Origin of the sequence: Maridesulfovibrio ferrireducens (assembly GCF_900101105.1) — a bacterium.
GTDB classification, from domain to species: Bacteria; Desulfobacterota; Desulfovibrionia; order Desulfovibrionales; family Desulfovibrionaceae; genus Maridesulfovibrio; species Maridesulfovibrio ferrireducens.
Genome location: NZ_FNGA01000004.1, coordinates 61401 through 77684 on the forward strand (window position 1 = coordinate 61401; position 16284 = coordinate 77684).

General features: G+C 40.4%; 13 protein-coding genes. 9 read left to right on the forward strand and 4 right to left on the reverse strand.

The annotated features are described in order from the left end of the window. Positions 1-33: 33 nt before the first annotated feature. The 3 genes from BLT41_RS12840 (at position 34) to BLT41_RS12850 (ending at position 5328) form a co-directional block, all read left to right on the forward strand. A complete protein-coding gene (locus BLT41_RS12840; protein WP_092161799.1) occupies positions 34-1086 on the forward strand; it encodes an endonuclease/exonuclease/phosphatase family protein in 1053 nt (350 codons plus the stop codon). Positions 1087-1229: 143 nt separating this feature from the next. Further along, positions 1230-2285 (forward strand): ABC transporter substrate-binding protein, encoded by a 1056-nt coding sequence (locus tag BLT41_RS12845; RefSeq protein WP_092161801.1) that lies wholly within the window; start codon positions 1230-1232, stop codon positions 2283-2285. Positions 2286-2346: 61 nt separating this feature from the next. Continuing rightward, positions 2347-5328: a PAS domain-containing hybrid sensor histidine kinase/response regulator gene (locus BLT41_RS12850; protein ID WP_244512281.1), complete on the forward strand. Its 2982-nt coding sequence runs from the start codon at positions 2347-2349 to the stop codon at positions 5326-5328. 94 nt (positions 5329-5422) lie between these two features. On the opposite strand, the gene BLT41_RS12855 is transcribed toward BLT41_RS12850, so the two are convergent. Continuing rightward, positions 5423-5854, reverse strand: a complete 432-nt coding sequence (locus tag BLT41_RS12855; protein ID WP_092161803.1) for an iron-sulfur cluster assembly scaffold protein — start codon at positions 5852-5854, stop codon at positions 5423-5425. 202 nt (positions 5855-6056) lie between these two features. Here BLT41_RS12855 and BLT41_RS12860 point away from each other — a divergent pair, with 202 nt between their 5' ends. Both BLT41_RS12860 and BLT41_RS12865 read left to right on the forward strand, forming a co-directional pair. After that, positions 6057-6968: a LysR family transcriptional regulator gene (locus BLT41_RS12860; RefSeq protein ID WP_092161805.1), complete on the forward strand. Its 912-nt coding sequence runs from the start codon at positions 6057-6059 to the stop codon at positions 6966-6968. 36 nt (positions 6969-7004) lie between these two features. Continuing rightward, complete coding sequence (locus BLT41_RS12865) at positions 7005-8174, forward strand: GNAT family N-acetyltransferase (protein WP_092161807.1); 1170 nt, start codon at positions 7005-7007, stop codon at positions 8172-8174. Here the strand turns inward: BLT41_RS12865 and BLT41_RS12870 are convergent. Continuing rightward, positions 8171-8770 carry a YqiA/YcfP family alpha/beta fold hydrolase gene (locus BLT41_RS12870; protein ID WP_092161809.1) on the reverse strand — a complete coding sequence of 200 codons (600 nt, stop codon included), beginning with the start codon at positions 8768-8770 and terminating at the stop codon, positions 8171-8173. The two genes, BLT41_RS12865 and BLT41_RS12870, sit on opposite strands and share 4 nt — an antisense overlap. A gap of 200 nt (positions 8771-8970) precedes the next feature. Between BLT41_RS12870 and BLT41_RS12875 the strand changes: the two genes are divergently transcribed. Both BLT41_RS12875 and BLT41_RS12880 read left to right on the forward strand, forming a co-directional pair. Beyond that, positions 8971-10110: a GAK system CofD-like protein gene (locus tag BLT41_RS12875; RefSeq protein ID WP_092161810.1), complete on the forward strand. Its 1140-nt coding sequence runs from the start codon at positions 8971-8973 to the stop codon at positions 10108-10110. Positions 10111-10130: 20 nt separating this feature from the next. Next, a complete protein-coding gene (locus BLT41_RS12880) occupies positions 10131-10985 on the forward strand; it encodes a deoxyribonuclease IV (protein ID WP_092161812.1) in 855 nt (284 codons plus the stop codon). Between the two features lie 9 nt (positions 10986-10994). Here BLT41_RS12880 and BLT41_RS12885 read toward each other — a convergent pair whose 3' ends face one another. Beyond that, a complete protein-coding gene (locus BLT41_RS12885; protein ID WP_092161814.1) occupies positions 10995-11270 on the reverse strand; it encodes a DUF2325 domain-containing protein in 276 nt (91 codons plus the stop codon). A gap of 354 nt (positions 11271-11624) precedes the next feature. Here BLT41_RS12885 and BLT41_RS12890 point away from each other — a divergent pair, with 354 nt between their 5' ends. Both BLT41_RS12890 and BLT41_RS12895 read left to right on the forward strand, forming a co-directional pair. Further along, on the forward strand, positions 11625-14669 hold the full coding sequence (locus tag BLT41_RS12890) for a response regulator (RefSeq protein ID WP_244512282.1): 3045 nt from the start codon (positions 11625-11627) through the stop codon (positions 14667-14669). Between the two features lie 168 nt (positions 14670-14837). Continuing rightward, positions 14838-15335 (forward strand): hypothetical protein, encoded by a 498-nt coding sequence (locus BLT41_RS12895; protein WP_092161818.1) that lies wholly within the window; start codon positions 14838-14840, stop codon positions 15333-15335. Between the two features lie 40 nt (positions 15336-15375). Here BLT41_RS12895 and BLT41_RS12900 read toward each other — a convergent pair whose 3' ends face one another. Then, on the reverse strand, positions 15376-16242 hold the full coding sequence (locus BLT41_RS12900; protein ID WP_092161819.1) for a nitroreductase family protein: 867 nt from the start codon (positions 16240-16242) through the stop codon (positions 15376-15378). Positions 16243-16284 lie beyond the last annotated feature (42 nt).

Sequence of the window (16284 nt, forward strand, 5' to 3'; positions counted from 1 at the left end):
TGCTTTTTTTAAATAATAATTTGAGGGGTTGGAATGAATTCAGTCTATACTTTTTTTAAACCCTTGGCATTGATTTTATTAATTTTACTGTGCGTGGTCATTTTTTGGTTTATTTTTAAGTGGTTTAACGATCCTGAATATAAAATCGAACAGATTCAGGAAGGTTTTGTTCTGAATTTAAATGATAGAGCTGAAAAAATGAATTTGAAAAATAATTCATTAACGGTAATCAGCTACAATTTGGGTTTTGCTGCCGGACCGATGCAGAACACTTTAGCCGATGATCACTCCGAGTCTTTTTATTCTCGAAACCTTGATGACTTTATCAGTATGGTCAAAGCAAAAGATGCAGATATTCTTCTATTGCAAGAAGTTGACTTAAACTCAAAACGTTCAGGGTATGTCAATCAGCTGGATTATATAATGACCAGACTGGGATGGAGTTATGCTGCCCCGGTTGTGGACTGGGATTTTTATTTTCCACTTCGTAAGGAACATAAAATAGTTAAAGCAACAGTTGTTATTTCTAAATTTCCTATAATTTCTAATGAGTATACCCTTACTTCAGGCAAACCCAATTTTAAGAACAAATTAATAAATATTTTTTATTATCCGTTGTTGTGGAAGTCTACTATGCAGCAAGTGAAAGTTATGGTTGGAGAGCTCTCAATATCACTTTATAATGTACACCTCTGTGTATGGAATAGAGATGCCAGAATAGGGCAGATAAAATATTTGTCAGAATGGATAAAGAAAGATCAGGATTCTGACGGGTTTATTGTCGGAGGCGATTTTAACTTTCAGGCTTATATAAGAGGAACACCCATACCGGTCGATGATATATCTCAACCACCGATTTTTAATGTTCTCTGGAATGAATTGCCGGGAATTAGAGAACTGTTGATTGACAAAAGTTCAGACGCAGAGATGATTCATAAACATTTTACATTTCCAGAAAGAAAACATCGGTATGATTTTTTGTTTTACTCGGATAAATTCAACAGTGCAGAATGCGAAATTGTGCATGATTTGCAGTCTTCAGATCATCTTCCCCTTGTAGGTGTTTTTAAAATATTTCAACAGTAGAGACTTTTAGTCTTATTATTGCGTTAATAATTTTATTTTGATGTATGTTTAACTTTTGAATGACGTAAAAGATGCTACACTGAGCCACTTTATTGTGTTTGTAGAGGGGGGAGACCCACTCAATCTCGAAATGTGGAGCCGACATGGATAAAATGTTCCTTTTCTGTCTGAAGGTGGGTATCGGTTTTCTTTGTATGTGTTCCGGTGCTTTGGCTGCGGACATCGGAATCAAGAAAGTGTTTATCGTCAGCAGCTATGCTCAAGATAATATTTGCGGACTTCCTCAGTCTCAGGGCGTTCTTGAAGCTCTATCTTTGGCAGGGTATAAAGCTGATAAGAACATTAAAATCTATACGTATGCTATGGATACCAAAAAAGTTAATAATACTCCTGAGTTGATTGAGGCTCAGGCTGAAATAGTTTTATCAAAAATTAAAGATATTCATCCCGATGTTCTAGTTGTTTTGGATGATAATGCCTTCCGGGCCGTTGCTCTTAAACTTGTGGACTCCGATATATCAATTGTTTTTTCAGGACTCAACGGGCAGCCTGAAGATTATAATAGTATAGCAAAATGGATGAATTCCCGAGAGAAACCGGGACACAACATAACAGGCGTTTACGAAAAACTTCATTTTGTTGATGCATTTAAGGTTCAGAAAAAAATTATACCGGATTTAACCCGGGCTCTAATTATTTCAGATAATTCTCCCACAGGGACGGCTGTGTTAAAGCAGATCGAGCGTGAGTTAGCTGAAGAACCAATAGATATTATTTTTGATATTGAGATAGCTTCATCGTGGGAGAATTACGAAGATATTATTTTAAAAGGGTGTTCTGATCCTGCTATAGGGACGATATATCCGGCAGCAACTCTCTTAAAAGATAAAAACAATGTTACGCATTCTACTTCAGAAATCATTAGCTGGACTATTAAAAATTGTCGAAAACCTGGGCTTCAGGTGAACTATGCTTTTGTACAGCTAGGTATGCTTGGCGGTGCCGGGGTTGATTTTATTTCAATGGGACGGCAAGCGGGACGAATGGTTGTTTTGATTTTAAATGGAGAGAGGGCCGGAGAGCTTCCTGTCGAAGACGCAAAGAGGTATGCTCTTGTTTTTAATCTTAAAAGAGCCGAAGAGCTGGGAATAACTATTCCCAATGATGTCTTAATGGCTTCAGATGCTATCTACAGGTAATTAATTGTTTAATTGGGTTAACAACATTAAACGTAGAAATTGTTATAGATTATCTACTCTTATGGCCGCATCGATTTGCGGCATTGCGCTTATCTCTGCCCTCGCTTTTGGAGGTGTTCTTTCTTATAGTTATATCACAAGCTTGCGAGCTGAATTTTATGATCGGGTACGTGCAGAAGGAGAAGGGCATAGTTTAGAGGTCTATAGTTTTTTAAATAGGGCAATGTCCCGTCTTGGTGAGCTTAGCAGAGATAATTCGATCCGGGTTACAATGATGCTGGGAGTTGATTATCCGCTTTCCGAAAAGCTGGCTGAGTATGATCAGACTCCATCCGGGGTGGATTATTTTATTTTGCGTGAAGGTGATGATAAGATTTTTTCGTCTACTTCAAAAAAATATGATGAAACGCTTGTTAGGGAGGCTCTTCTTAATCCTCCGTTTCGTTGTACTTTTTGCCGATCTTCCGACGGTAAGTTTGTTACTGTTTTTTCCGTTCCAATTCAAAGTAGATCTCAAGTTGTTGGTAGTGCGGCCTGTCTTGTAGATCTTTCTTGGTCTGGTCTCGATCCTCTGTTTGAAAGTATTACGAGCGGGAAACTTATTTTGTTTGCGCAGGGCGGTGCATTTGATTTGATATCAGGTGAAGTTCTACCGCTGGTAATGGGTGAGGCTATTTCTGAGAAAACTCAGCATGCCCGGCTTGGGGAAAACCTTGAGGGAGTGCTTTTCCGTAGTTTTCTTGTGCCGGGGCTTGCGTATTTTATTTCTGACGTACGACTTAATAAGGCTATAACGAAAACTTTTTTACTTTCCATGCCCTTTTTTGTTGCAGTAACTTGTCTTTGTTTTTTCGTTGCTCTCTGGCTGAGCAATAAGCTTGGCAAACCTCTTCGTGTTATCAGTGATGCGGCTGAAGATATTTCAAAGGGATTGGATGTCGATATACAGACGAAGGGCAGTCATATTTATGAGATTAATACTCTTGAGAAGTCCTTGTCTTCTATGCTCAGTAGCTTACGCAGAACGAAAGAGCTGGAAGAGTATCAGTTCTTTTTTGATAACGTGGGGGACCTTGTCTGTATTACTGATATAGATGGTCTTTTTTTAGAAGCAAACTGCCGTATCTCCTCACAGTTAGGATATTCACGTGAAGAACTGCTGGGAAAAACTCTTTTTGAGCTGGTTCCGACCTCTGAACGAGCCTCTTTGCGCAGTGTTTTGAATGATATTTTGAGTGGTAGCTCCACGGATAGTTTTGAGTGTCCTATGGTTACGAAATCCGGGCTGACAGTTCACTCGGAGGTTCGTTCCCGAAAGATAGTATATCACGGAGCAGATGTTCTTCTCAGTGTCGTGCGTGATGTTACTGATAGAAAGAGGGACGAAGAGGAGTTGCAGCGATATGCCTCCGAATTATTGAGAGCTAAAAAGGTGGAGGAACGGAATTCTGCGCATATGTCTGAAACGCTGAGGCAGTTGGAAGATGCAATGGCGCGTGCTGAGGTTGCAAGTCGGACAAAAAGTGAATTTCTTGCACAGATGAGTCATGAAATCCGTACACCTATGAACTCAATTCTGGGCATGTCTGATATGCTTAGAGATACGCCTCTTTCCGCAGAACAAAAAAGCTATGTCACTATTTTTCGTGATTCAGGTAAAGCTCTTATGGAGCTGATTGACGGCATACTGGATTTGTCCAAGATTGAGTCCGGCAAGTTGTCTCTTGAAAAAACCGAGTTTAATTTAGATAATCTGATAGATGAAGTTTCTGGGATAATGTCTGTAACTGCTTGGAAAAAAAAGCTTATCTTTGCCTGTCATATTGACCCGATGACTCCTGCAACTCTTGTTGGTGATCCTACCAGAATCAAACAAATTATAGTTAATCTTTTGAGCAATGCGATTAAGTTTACCGCTGAAGGGGCAGTATGTCTGGAGATATCAAGCCGTGTTATGGATGATGGTAAGGTTCTTTTATTTATTAATGTTACTGACTCCGGTATTGGTATTTCAGAAGATAAAGTTGAATTGATTTTTGAAAATTTCACGCAGGCCGATTCATCTACAACCCGCAAATTCGGCGGAACAGGGCTCGGGCTGGCCATTACCCGAAAACTTGTAAAGCTTATGGATGGTAATATCGAGGCTTGTAATATTAAGAATGGCGGTGCTCTTTTCAAGGCGGAAATTATCCTGGACGAATCTGAAAATGTTGACCTGCTGGATAGTAGAGTAAGAAGAATTATGCAGGGCATGAAGATTCTTGTGGTTGATAAAAATATTATTGTCCGCAGTTATATTTGCGAATGTCTCTCTAGTTGGGGAGGGCTTTGTTTTCACGCAGAAAATAGTTCTCTCGCTATAGAGCAGATTGGGCTTAGCGGAAATAGTATCGATCTTGTAATTATTTCCGAAAAGCTCGGCGAAGAAGATGGGCTTAGCGAAGTTGAAGTAATTAAAGAAAATTTGAAATCGTCTTCCCCTGCTGTTTGCTTATTGTCGTCTTCTCCTGGAGACAGTGGTAACCGACCAGAAATTAATAAGCTTTTCGGTGTGATGGGCAGTGCGCGCTGGCCTCTTACTCGTGGAGCTTTACAGAATGCAATGCTTAATCTTTTTGAAAAGACAGAGGCGGAAGAGGGAGACTTAGTCCCGGAAAAAAGGCTTCTGCCAACTCGAATCCTGTTCGCTGAAGATTCAGAAAATAATCGTATGTTGATTAAATTTTACCTCAAGGACACACCATTTAGGATTACGTTTGTCGGGGATGGGCTTGAAGCTGTTGCAATGTACAAGAAGCATAATTTTGATTTGGTTTTGATGGATATTCAGATGCCTAATCTGGATGGGTATGGGGCAACTAAAGAAATTCGGGATTATGAAAGAATGAATGGGTATCCTGAAACTCCAATAGTTGCTTTAACTGCGAATGCATATGATCAAGATCGGCAGCACAGTATTGATGTCGGTTGCAGCGGTTATCTGACGAAGCCGATTAAAAAGATTACTTTAATTAAGAATATTTTAAAATTTACCGCTTAAATATTTCTATAAGATATACGAATAAACCCCGCTTTTTTGCAAAAGAGCGGGGTTTTAGCTTTAATTAAGTTAAGTCTTTTAATATGGCTAAACGTTACCCCTGTTTTTTAAGCCATGATCCAAGAGCTTCTTGCAGAGCGGATGAAGCCAGATGTGCGCAATGTTTTTTGTCCTCGGGGATTTTGCCGAGAAGTTGAACAATATCTTCTCCGTCAATTTCAGAAGCTTCATCAATCGTTTTTCCACAGGACAATTCGCATGCTGCATCAGCACTTACGATGCTGGCACCGCATCCATCCGTAAAAAAAGATGCTTTGTATATTTTATTGTTATCAAATTTAAGAAATATTTTTATGCAGTCCCCGCAAGTTCCTTTCATATCTCCAACTGAATCCGGGTTTTCCATGATTGCTGCAAATGAAGGATTTTTCCATCTGGAGGTTGTTTCCTTTCCGAACATATCTACAGCTGTGTCATCACATTTTTGCTGAATTGTTGATAGTAAGCTATTAAACGGATCAGTCACTTTGTTCTCCTTGTTTTATTACTAGTTAGCAAAAAAAATCAGTTACATCCATTATTGCGGTTCAGATAAAAATTAATACCTTTCGCGAACAAGTTCTATTTGGTAATATCAGATAGAGATTGTGTCGCAGTACGAGAAAAGCTCGTTAATGAGTATGGGGTGTTTTTTAAAGTAATATGATGTTCATCGAGTGTGTATATAAATGGAATTAAGACAGCTTAGATATTTTATAGCCGTTGCCGAAGAACTTCATTTCGGGCGTGCCGCGCACAGAGTTCATATCGCTCAACCTCCTTTTTCTCAACAGATAAAATCTCTTGAAGAGGAAATTGGAGCAAAGCTTCTGGAGCGAAACAGCCGTAAAGTGCGACTCACTGAAGAGGGACGATATTTTTATGAACAGGCTGTTTCGATCTTAGAACAGACTGATCTTGCGGTTTCAACGGTCGGTAGAATGGCAAAAGGTGAGAGTGGAAGTGTTAAGGTCGGATTTATGGAGATTGCCATGGACAGTCTGTTACCCGAAGCAATCAGAGCTTTTCGCCATAAACATTCTGATGTTTCTGTTCTTATAAGCCAATTAGGAGCTTCGGCTCAACTTGAGCGAATTCGTTCAGGTGAGCTTGATGTCGGATTTTCTACTGTATTTATGCACGGAATGGAGGGTCTTGCGTCAATTAGATTGTTTTCTAAGAAGCATGTGCTTGCTGTTCCAGACGATCATATTTTCACGCGAAAAAAAAGTTTGTCGCTTGAAGAGATTGCTAAGGAAAAGTTGATTATGTTCCCACGGGCAGGGCAACCTGATTTGCATGATTCTATAATGCAAGCCTTTAGTAAAAGGGGATTAGTGCCGATAATCAGTCAGGAGGTTTCTGGTCTTTCCGGAGCTGCTGCCTTGATTTCTTCCGGGATGGGTGTAGCGTTTCTGCCTGATAACAGCCATGTTTCACGTAAGGGAATAACTTTGATTCCTGTAATTGAAGAGTTTCCATCAATGGATATTTTTATGGTATGGAATAAGGATTCCTGTTCTAATACCGCAAAAGTTTTTATGGAGAGGGTTGCGGATTATTTTTCGGTTTCTAAAATAATATTTAATGGAACAAGCTAATAAAATAAGGTTATGTGCTACTCAAAAGGTCAAATAATGACTGATATTCTAAAAGGTTATGAAATATCGTGGATCGATTCCGTTTCCAGAGTGGACAGGGATGAGTGGAATGGACTTGCGAGTCTTATTGATTTTCCATTTCTGGAGTGGGACTGGTTGCGTCTGCTTGAAGAAAGCGGATGTGTTCGTCTTGAAACTGGTTGGCTCAGTGCCCATATGCTTGTTCGCCATGAGGGGCGGTTGGTTGCGGCTGTGCCTCTTTATGTTCGTGATCAAAGTGACGGAGAATTTATTTTCGACCGCGTCTGGTATGAGGTTGCTCAGAAAGGAGGCATTACTTATTACCCTAAAGTAGTGGGAATGAGTCCTTATACTCCGGCTTCAGGTTATCGTTTTTTGATTGCTCCGGATGTTAATGCTGATGTTATTGTGAGGCTTGTCTGTCAGACGCTGGATAGATTTTGCACGGCTAATAACCTTGGAAGCAGTGCCTTTAATTTCGTAGACCCGGATTGGACCAAAGAAATGGAAGCCTATGGTTATGCTACATGGCAGCATCAAGGATATGTTTGGGAAAATCATGATTACAAGGATTTTGAGCAATGGATGGGGTCGCTCAACGGTAACCGCAGAAAAACTGTTCGCCGTGAACGTAAATCTTTGAAAGCTGAAAAAATCAGAGTTGAAATTTTGGTGGGAGACGAAATCCCTGATCATTATTTTTTGTTGATGTACAAATGTTATGTATCCACCAATGACAAGTTCGGCGTTTGGAGTTGCAAATACCTCAATGAAGAATTTTTTGAGGGACTAAGCAAATATATGCGGAAAAATATATTTTTTTCCGTTGCATTCCGGGAAGGTGAGGAAGAGCCGATAGCTATGGCAATGTTTGTTTTTTCCGGGGATCGTCTTTGGGGACGGTACTGGGGCTGTTTTGAAGAAGTGCGGTTTTTACATTTTGAGCTCTGTTATTATGCCCCGATAGAATGGGCTATAGCGAATGATATTCGGTTATACGATCCGGGCATGGGCGGTGAACATAAGGCCAGACGTGGATTTTTTTCGTCCCCCTGCTATAGTTTGCACAGGTTCAGCGATTCCTCTATGGATCTTACTTTTAAGACTTATATTCTTGAAGTTAATACTCTTGAAAACGGCTATATCAACGAAATGAATGACATGATGCCAATCGTTAAGAGTTAGTTTTTTAACAGAAAATTTCTTACCTTCCGGTTGTTTTCTGTCACCTTGTCATAACCTGTAAAGTGATGATCAGTTTCAAATGAAACGATTTCAACTCCCAGCTTCTTTAGTAATCCTTTCATTACGTTTTGATCTAATACTTCGTCCTGTTCACCTAGCAGAGCCAAGACTTTATCTTTTTTAACTAGACCTTCGCAAATAGCTTTTTCAATTTCGTTTTCGACTTTGGCAAATTTATTAACGTGTTCAGATGTGATAATAATCTGTTTTCCATTTCCGAAATCGTATGTTTCGCCTACGCGTTTTTCCACAAGTGATGCTGGAGTGAGTGCCGGATTGATAAGGAGCGCAGGTATTTTGTGACGAATATGCATGACCAGAGCATAGAGTCCGCCCATAGATGATCCCTGCATAACCAGTGGACGATTACTGTTTTCAGCAATGATGCTTTCAAGAAGAGTCAGACATTCTTCCGGGTCTGCCGGGAGGTCCGGGCTGATAAGTTCATGGGTTGGAAAAGAACAGGCCAGAGCCGCTGCTTTCGAGTTTTTTCCTGATGAACCGAATCCGTGGATATTTAAAAAAATGTTGTTCATTCTATTATCTTTAATATTATAAGTGAATGGAAAGTGAAAATATGTTTTATAAGTTACAAAAGTAATTACGGCAATGCGACTTTTAAAGTCAAAGGGTAATTGACGGAAGTTATTTTATGGCTGTAGACGGAATTCTGATTTGAAGGCATAGTTATTACTGCCATTATGGCTTGATAAATTTTTGTTATAAGGAGACCGGAGTGGGGAAGGATCATCCTGGCATTGTTTTTTTTAGCGGCGGAACAGCTCTTGCCGGGCTTTCTGGAAGACTCGCCGAAGTCAATCCAGAATGTTCATATATTATAACTACCTTCGATTCAGGAGGCAGTTCCGCTCAGCTTAGAAAAGTTTTTGATATGCCGGCTGTCGGAGATATTCGTAATAGATTGATATCTCTTGCGGATACCAGATCTCCGGAAAAAGCAGAGATTGTAAAGCTTTTGGCTACCCGTTTTCCTAAATACGGAGACAAAGCTGCGTTGACAGGGGAGCTGCAACACCTCGCAAACGGTACACATCCACTTATGGAAAATCTTTCGGATGTTGTGCGTAAAATACTTTCGGATCTTTTCGCTCTCTTTATTAAGTTGGCTGGTGACGAATTTGACCCGGCGAATGCCTGTCTCGGGAATATCATTCTTGCCGCAGGATTTATGGTTCATAAGCGGGTGCTGGCTCCTCCTATTGCACAATTTTCAAGACTTATCAGGGCGAGGGGGATTGTTCGTGCCGCTTCATTGGATAGCGGCCATTTGGCAGTCCGTTTACAGAACGGTGAAATTATAGCAGGGCAGCATCTTTTTACAGGTAAAGAAGTTCCACCGGTTCCCTCTCCTATTGACGGCATGTGGGCCTGTTCTGGCGTAAACGACCCGTGGCCGCATTCAATACATGCTTCATCTCTTGCTATGATGCTTATTAAGGAAGCTGATTTGATTGTTTATCCTATGGGTAGCTTCTATTCCAGTATCCTGGCTTCTCTGACTCCGAAAGGTATGGGACAGGCTGTCTCTCGAAACCCTTGTCCGAAAATTTTTATTCCTAATCTGGGATATGACCCGGAACTTCTAGGGCATGATGTTCCCTTGCAGATCGAAAAACTTTTAGAAGTATTGCGGATGGATAGTCCGGCAGAGATAAAAAAAGAGTCTGTTTTAAACACTGTTTTAATTGATTCGGTGAATGGATATTATCAAGACGGACTGAATCTCGAAGCCTTGAAAAAAGTGGATGTAAAGATAATCGACCGGAAACTTGTTTCCGATAAATCCGATGGACTTATTGATCCGGATTTGCTGGCACCTATACTTATGGAATTTGCCCGGCAGGAAGAGTTTTAGATAAATAAGGATTACAATTTATGTATATAGGTGCGCACATGCCCATTACCGGGGGCATTGATAAAGCAGTGGACAGAATAATGTCTATCAACGGGACTGCCTTACAGATTTTTACCCATAATCAGCGGCAGTGGAAGGTCAATCCTCTAGAAAATGAGACTGTTGATGCTTTTAAAAAACGCCGGCAGGAGTGGGGCAATTATCCTGTTTCTGTGCATGATTCATATTTGATAAATTTAGCGTCTCCGAAGCCGGAAAATGCTTTAAAATCTGTCAAAGCTTTTGCTCAGGAATTGGCGAGAACAGAACGTTTGGGTATTGAGTATGTCGTGACTCATCCCGGTTCTCATTTGGGCTCCGGAAAAGTTGAAGCTTTGGAGCGCTATGTGGCAAATATTGATCTTGCTATAGCAATGTCTGAAACCGAAGAAGTCATGGTTCTCATAGAGAATACTGCCGGACAGGGTACAAATTTAGGAAGTAGATTCGGAGAACTTGCCACTATTCTGGAAGATTCCGGTTACACTGACAGAATGGGTGTTTGCTTTGATACCTGTCACGCTTTTGCTGCAGGCTATGATTTGCGTTCTCCTGAAACTTATAATCAGGTTTTCGATAGATTCGATCAACTTATCGGACTGGATTTTATCCGTTTTTTTCATCTTAATGATTGCAAAGAAGATTTAGGTGCACACAAAGACCGGCATGAGAATATTGGTAAAGGTAAAATCGGGATTGAAGGTTTTAGAAGCCTGATTAATGATGCCAGGTTTTCAACTATCCCCAAGGTTATTGAAACTCCGAAAGGGGAAGATATAAATTTTGAATCAGATAGAATGAACATCGACCTTCTTCGTTCACTTAAGGTTGAATGAAATTAAGTCTTATAATTTTTCAAGGCAATTTTTCAGAGTTGAAACTCCGCATGAGTGATACATGTGCAGAGGAATGTTTTTTGCTTTTGTATATTTTACGATATCAATTTTAGCTGCATGTGATATTTGATTGGTAAAAATGATTACGTGGTCCGCTTTACCGAGCATTGCAGATACTTTATTTTCTTTACCAGTGAAGACTTTTAACTTGAATCCTTTTTGTTTTGCAGATGTTATATAATTTTGTTTCAGCCGATCCATTCCGCCTATAAGAGCTGCGCACATAATGTCTCCCTTGTTTTGGTTTACTTCTGTATAGGCTTATTGAAAATGAATTTCATTGTCAATAACTATTTGAGGTTTATAAGTCTGGTAGATATATTGGTTCAATTTCGCATAGACCTTGGATTTTACTATATTATGCAGGGTGGGGATAATATATTAATGTTTTTTTTGACGCTTTTAAAGTATGAAGGAATACTGGTGTCGAGGTTTGTTTATTAAAAAATTATATTTTAAGTATGTCTTACTAAAAACAGAGCATTTAGCTTATTATCGATTATGGACCGAGATATAGTATATGGGGATTCTTCTCCAAATTATTTTCGCTTTCGCCTGATTTTCATTAGCGCGGTCATAGTGTTTGCAGGACTTATTGGATATGTCCTCTGGACCAGCTATTGTTCACAGTTACAGGTTAGAAAGACAGCCAGATCTTTTTTTGTCGGAGAGTCCGCCAAAAGAGCTATGGCTGTCAGTTTTTTCTTTTCCGGCAGGCTTAGTGAACTTAATGGTCTTGCTTCAAGTGCGCCTCTCAAATCTTTTATTTCAATGCAGGCTGATCCTGATTTTAACGTTAATGATCCGGGTTGCTCGGCAACATTTCATAATATCTGCAAAAACATATCAGACACAGTATCTAATAAATATTACGGGCAAGAGCAGGTCTTTGCAAAGATTGTTGTTTTGGACAGTAAAGGCGAGCTGCTTGTTGATACAGATAGTGAATGTGTATTGATCAGAGGCAATGATTCTTATGCAGGGTATGCGGTAAAAGCTAAAGATCCTCTTTTCAGTACCGGGGAGTCCGGCGGTGTTTTTTCTATAGTTGTCGGTGTGCCTGTCAAAGGGGACCGCGGTGAGCCCGGAACAATCCTTGGATGGGTACGGGTTGAAAGTTTGTTCGAAAGCCTTGGAGATATGACAGCTTCCCCTTCTGTCGGTAGCGATTTTCTTCTCATTGGACGCACCGTGTTTGCTATTTCTGATAATTCAGCGCGAGAAAGCGGACAATTATTGCTTATGGATGTTCTGGGGGGGGATTGGAGAGGGTTAACTCTTCTTGAAGCTGGAAAATCAGGAAGAGATGTTGATTATCTTGCCATCTCTTCTCCTGTGCAAAGGACATCACTGCACATAGTTAGTTTGGTTGAGGAACAAAAACTTTTTGGTTTGTTAGGACCGCAAAAGCTACTTTTGTTTTCAATTGTACTATTTTTAGCCATCGCTGCCGGCTGTTATTATTTAGTTAGAGCCACAATTATGCGCCAAGTCTACGAGGCCCGCATTTCTGAGGCCAGAAGGCGTGAAGAGGCAATTAATATGCAACGTCTTGAACTGAAACATGAAATTGAGGGAAGAGAGCTTGCTGACAGCTTGAGGATTAAGGCGGAGAGTAGGTATAGAGATATTTTTGACAATGCACCTATGGGAATTTTTCAGGTAAGTTTGGATGGTCATTATTTAACTGTTAACTCGGCATACGCATCTATTTTAGGATATGCGGATGCAGAAGATTTAATTGTGTCTATTTCGAATGATCGAAATAGAATTTATCTCAATGCTGAAGATTTTGATAATATTCTCGGGCAGCTTCATCTTTCCGGCCGGGTGTTAGGATACGAAGTACTGTGTGTACGGAAAGACGGCTCTACAGTGTGGACACGGCGTGATTTCAGACTTGTTGATTCGGGGTCTGCTTTACCCTGTTATATTGAGGGTTTTGTTATTGATATTACCGTTCGTAAAAAAGTTGAAGAAAAGTTGCTTAATAATCAAAAGCGGCTTCGTTCCCTTTTTGAAAATTCACCTGTTGCATTGTGGGAACTGGATTTTTCAGCGTTGAAGAAAAAAATTGATTCATGCGGTGAAACAACTGTTTTGAATATCCGGGATAAGGTTTTAAAAGATCAGAACAATGTTTTTCAATGTGTCGAGCTTATTAAGGTGCTTGCCGCAAATAATATTGCCGTGGATTTTATTGGAGCTAACTCACGCGAAGAGCTTTTGGCGTCGGGGTTCTCGTCATATGTTGTAAAAAATTCTTGGAAATATTTCAGATCTATTCTTTTGGATTTAGTTTCAGGAGCAATGCGGCATAGGAGTGAATTTTATTTCGTTCGCAGTGATGGAAAAGAACAATATTTTATTGTGAATTGCACAATTGCTCCTGAATATGAAGATTCGTGGGAGAGAGTTCTGGCGACTGTAGAAGATATTTCAGAGCTTAAGCGAATTGAAAAAGAATTGCGTATAAGTAAGGAAGAAGCCCAAAAAGCGAATGAGGCAAAGGGGCAGTTTCTTGCAAATATGACTCATGAATTCAGAACTCCCATGAACGCTATTAAGGGCATGGTTCAGCTTATTCAGGCTACTGAATTGACTACTGAACAAAATGAAAATTTAAGGCTTATCAAGTCTTCCGTGGATAGCCTGCTTGTTATTGCAAATGATATTCTGGATTTTTCAAAAATAGATTCCGGACATATGGAATTGCAGACTGAATCTTTGGATCTTCCTATGTTCTTGAAAGAGATGCGCGATGTTATGGATATCGGAGCAATGAACAAAGATTTGAAGGTTGTCCTTAAAACTGAAAATGTTCCAACTTGTGTTGAAATTGACAGCATGAGACTTCGTCAAATTTTGGTTAATCTGCTTGGAAATGCTGTTAAATTTACAAGTTCGGGTGCTGTTACTCTTACAGCCAAATTAGTACCGGATGTTGAATCCGGGAGAAAAAGGAATGTTTATTTTGAGGTTTCTGATACCGGTATTGGGTTGCCGGATAATGGTGCAGAGGACCTCTTTAAATCATTTGTGCAGGCGGACCTTTCGATTACCCGTAAGTACGGCGGAACAGGGCTGGGGCTTGCTATCTGTCACAGGCTGGTAAAGCTCATGGGCGGAGACCTCAAAGGGGGTAATAATTCAGAGGGAGGAGCTGTATTTTCGTTTGTTTTACCACTTATGGAATGCCCTCTTGATGATGTCGGAATTGAAGAAACATCCGCAAATGATAAAGATGTAAAGGATAATTTTTCTAAAGTTAAAGTGCTGGTAGCAGAAGACAGCAAAATGAATCAGATTCTTTTGCGTAAAATTTTTGAAAAAAATGGTTTGGATAATTTTGTAATTGTTGAAAATGGTAAGGAGGCAGTTGATGCCTTTACCGTGTCAGATGATTTTGACATAATATTCATGGATATCCAGATGCCGGTTATGGATGGATTTGAAGCGACCCGAGCTATACGCAAACTCCATTCCCCTGTAAGAATTGTAGCTCTTACCGCAAACAGTGATTCAGAGTACTGGCGACGTTGTAAGGATTGCGGCATGGATACCCGCATCACCAAGCCGTTCAATATTGAAGATTTATTAGCTGAACTTAAAAAAGTGTCCTGATTATGGTTAAATCAGTTGATTATTTTTAAACTATATCTCGTTATTTCATGTTCTTATATCTCGAATAAATCTCTTTAAAGAACAGCTTGAAGACAATTGATTCCAATGCTAATTTCCTATTCTTAGCGGATGAAATTAATAAGTGTGATTGGCTATGGGAAAAATCTGATGATAAAGGACTTTGCCTTAAGGCATAATAATTATTTGCGAGTAGCTCCTTTGCCGCATTTTGTTCTCGGGCTGTGCATCGGTATGATTGTAACTCTTGGCTGGCTTGCCGCTGAATTTTACAGGGACGGGCATAGTTTGGGGTTTGTAACATCGGTAGCGATTGCTCTCAGTTGGACAACCGGAGCTTTTTTTTCGGTGGCGGATATTATCAGTAGGCATAGAGAATATCTACGAATAAGAAAGATGCTTGCGGACAAAGGATATAGCGAAAAAATATTTAAAGCAGTTGCGGCTTCCCGCTGTCAGAGAGATGCTGCAATCTGGGCTGCGAAACAGACTGGATATGGTTGTATGGCTAAAAAAGTTTATCACAGCCTAGGGTATCGCTGGTATCATTTGATGCCCGATGTGCTGGTTAAAAATCCCTTTCGGGTTTTTACTCCGTCATTTTTGAAAACAGCTTTTCGCCCGGGTAAAAATATCAAAGGTGAATAACAGAAAGCCTCCAGTTTGATTAAACTGGAGGCTTTTATTTCTAATTATGTTCGTTTTTGCGGGCAGGGAAAACAAACCCTGCGTTTGATTTTTCACCGGCAGCTTTATGCCGGGGCGGGATGTTTTTATATTTTATCGAAGGGTGCCCGAGAAGTAAGGCTCCGTGAAGAGTGTGATGTTCCGGTACATCAAGGAACGTTCTGACCGGTTCACTGAATTTGGCTGCCATTACCACATATCCGGCCCAGCAGGCTCCAAAACCTTTGGAGTGTGCCGCAAGCTCAAGATGGGCGGTAGAAATTATTGAATCAGTATCCGGGGTAATCCCTTCGTTTGGAGCCCAGCTTACAGCCAGTGCGGGAGCATCGCGGCAGATCATGTCGTGTCCGTGAGTAAATGCTCTGGCGATTCCTGAAAGGAACAATTTTTTTGCTATTGGATGTTTTTGGGCTGCGAGTTCATTCATACAGTCCGCAACAAGGGCTGCGAGTTCCTGAACTTTTTCAGGTTGGTCCAGAACAGTCCACGAAACAGGCTGAGTGTTGTGTCCGGAAGGAGCATAAGCCGCCAGATGGATTAGTTCAGCTATTTCGTCAACAGAAAGAGGTTTCTTTTTGAACTTGCGAATAGAGCGCCTGCTTTTAAAAAATGTTTCAATTGATTCAGGATCGGCAATTTTTTCTGATGGATATGGAGTGGCGTTTTGATCCGCAAATGCGTTCAAAGTAATGGCATTTGTCGGACAGATTGCAACGCAATGTCCGCAGTTGATACAGAAGCCCGCTTTTTTAGGATTGACGATCGGAGCTTGCCCTTTTTCGACAATTTTAAGAACTCCCAGTGGGCAGTCTCTTACACAGAGTTCATCTGATTTACAAAGATCAATATTGATAGTTACCGGCATCATTTTAAAATTCCTGTATATAGGGTTGAACGCTCGGAGCTGTCC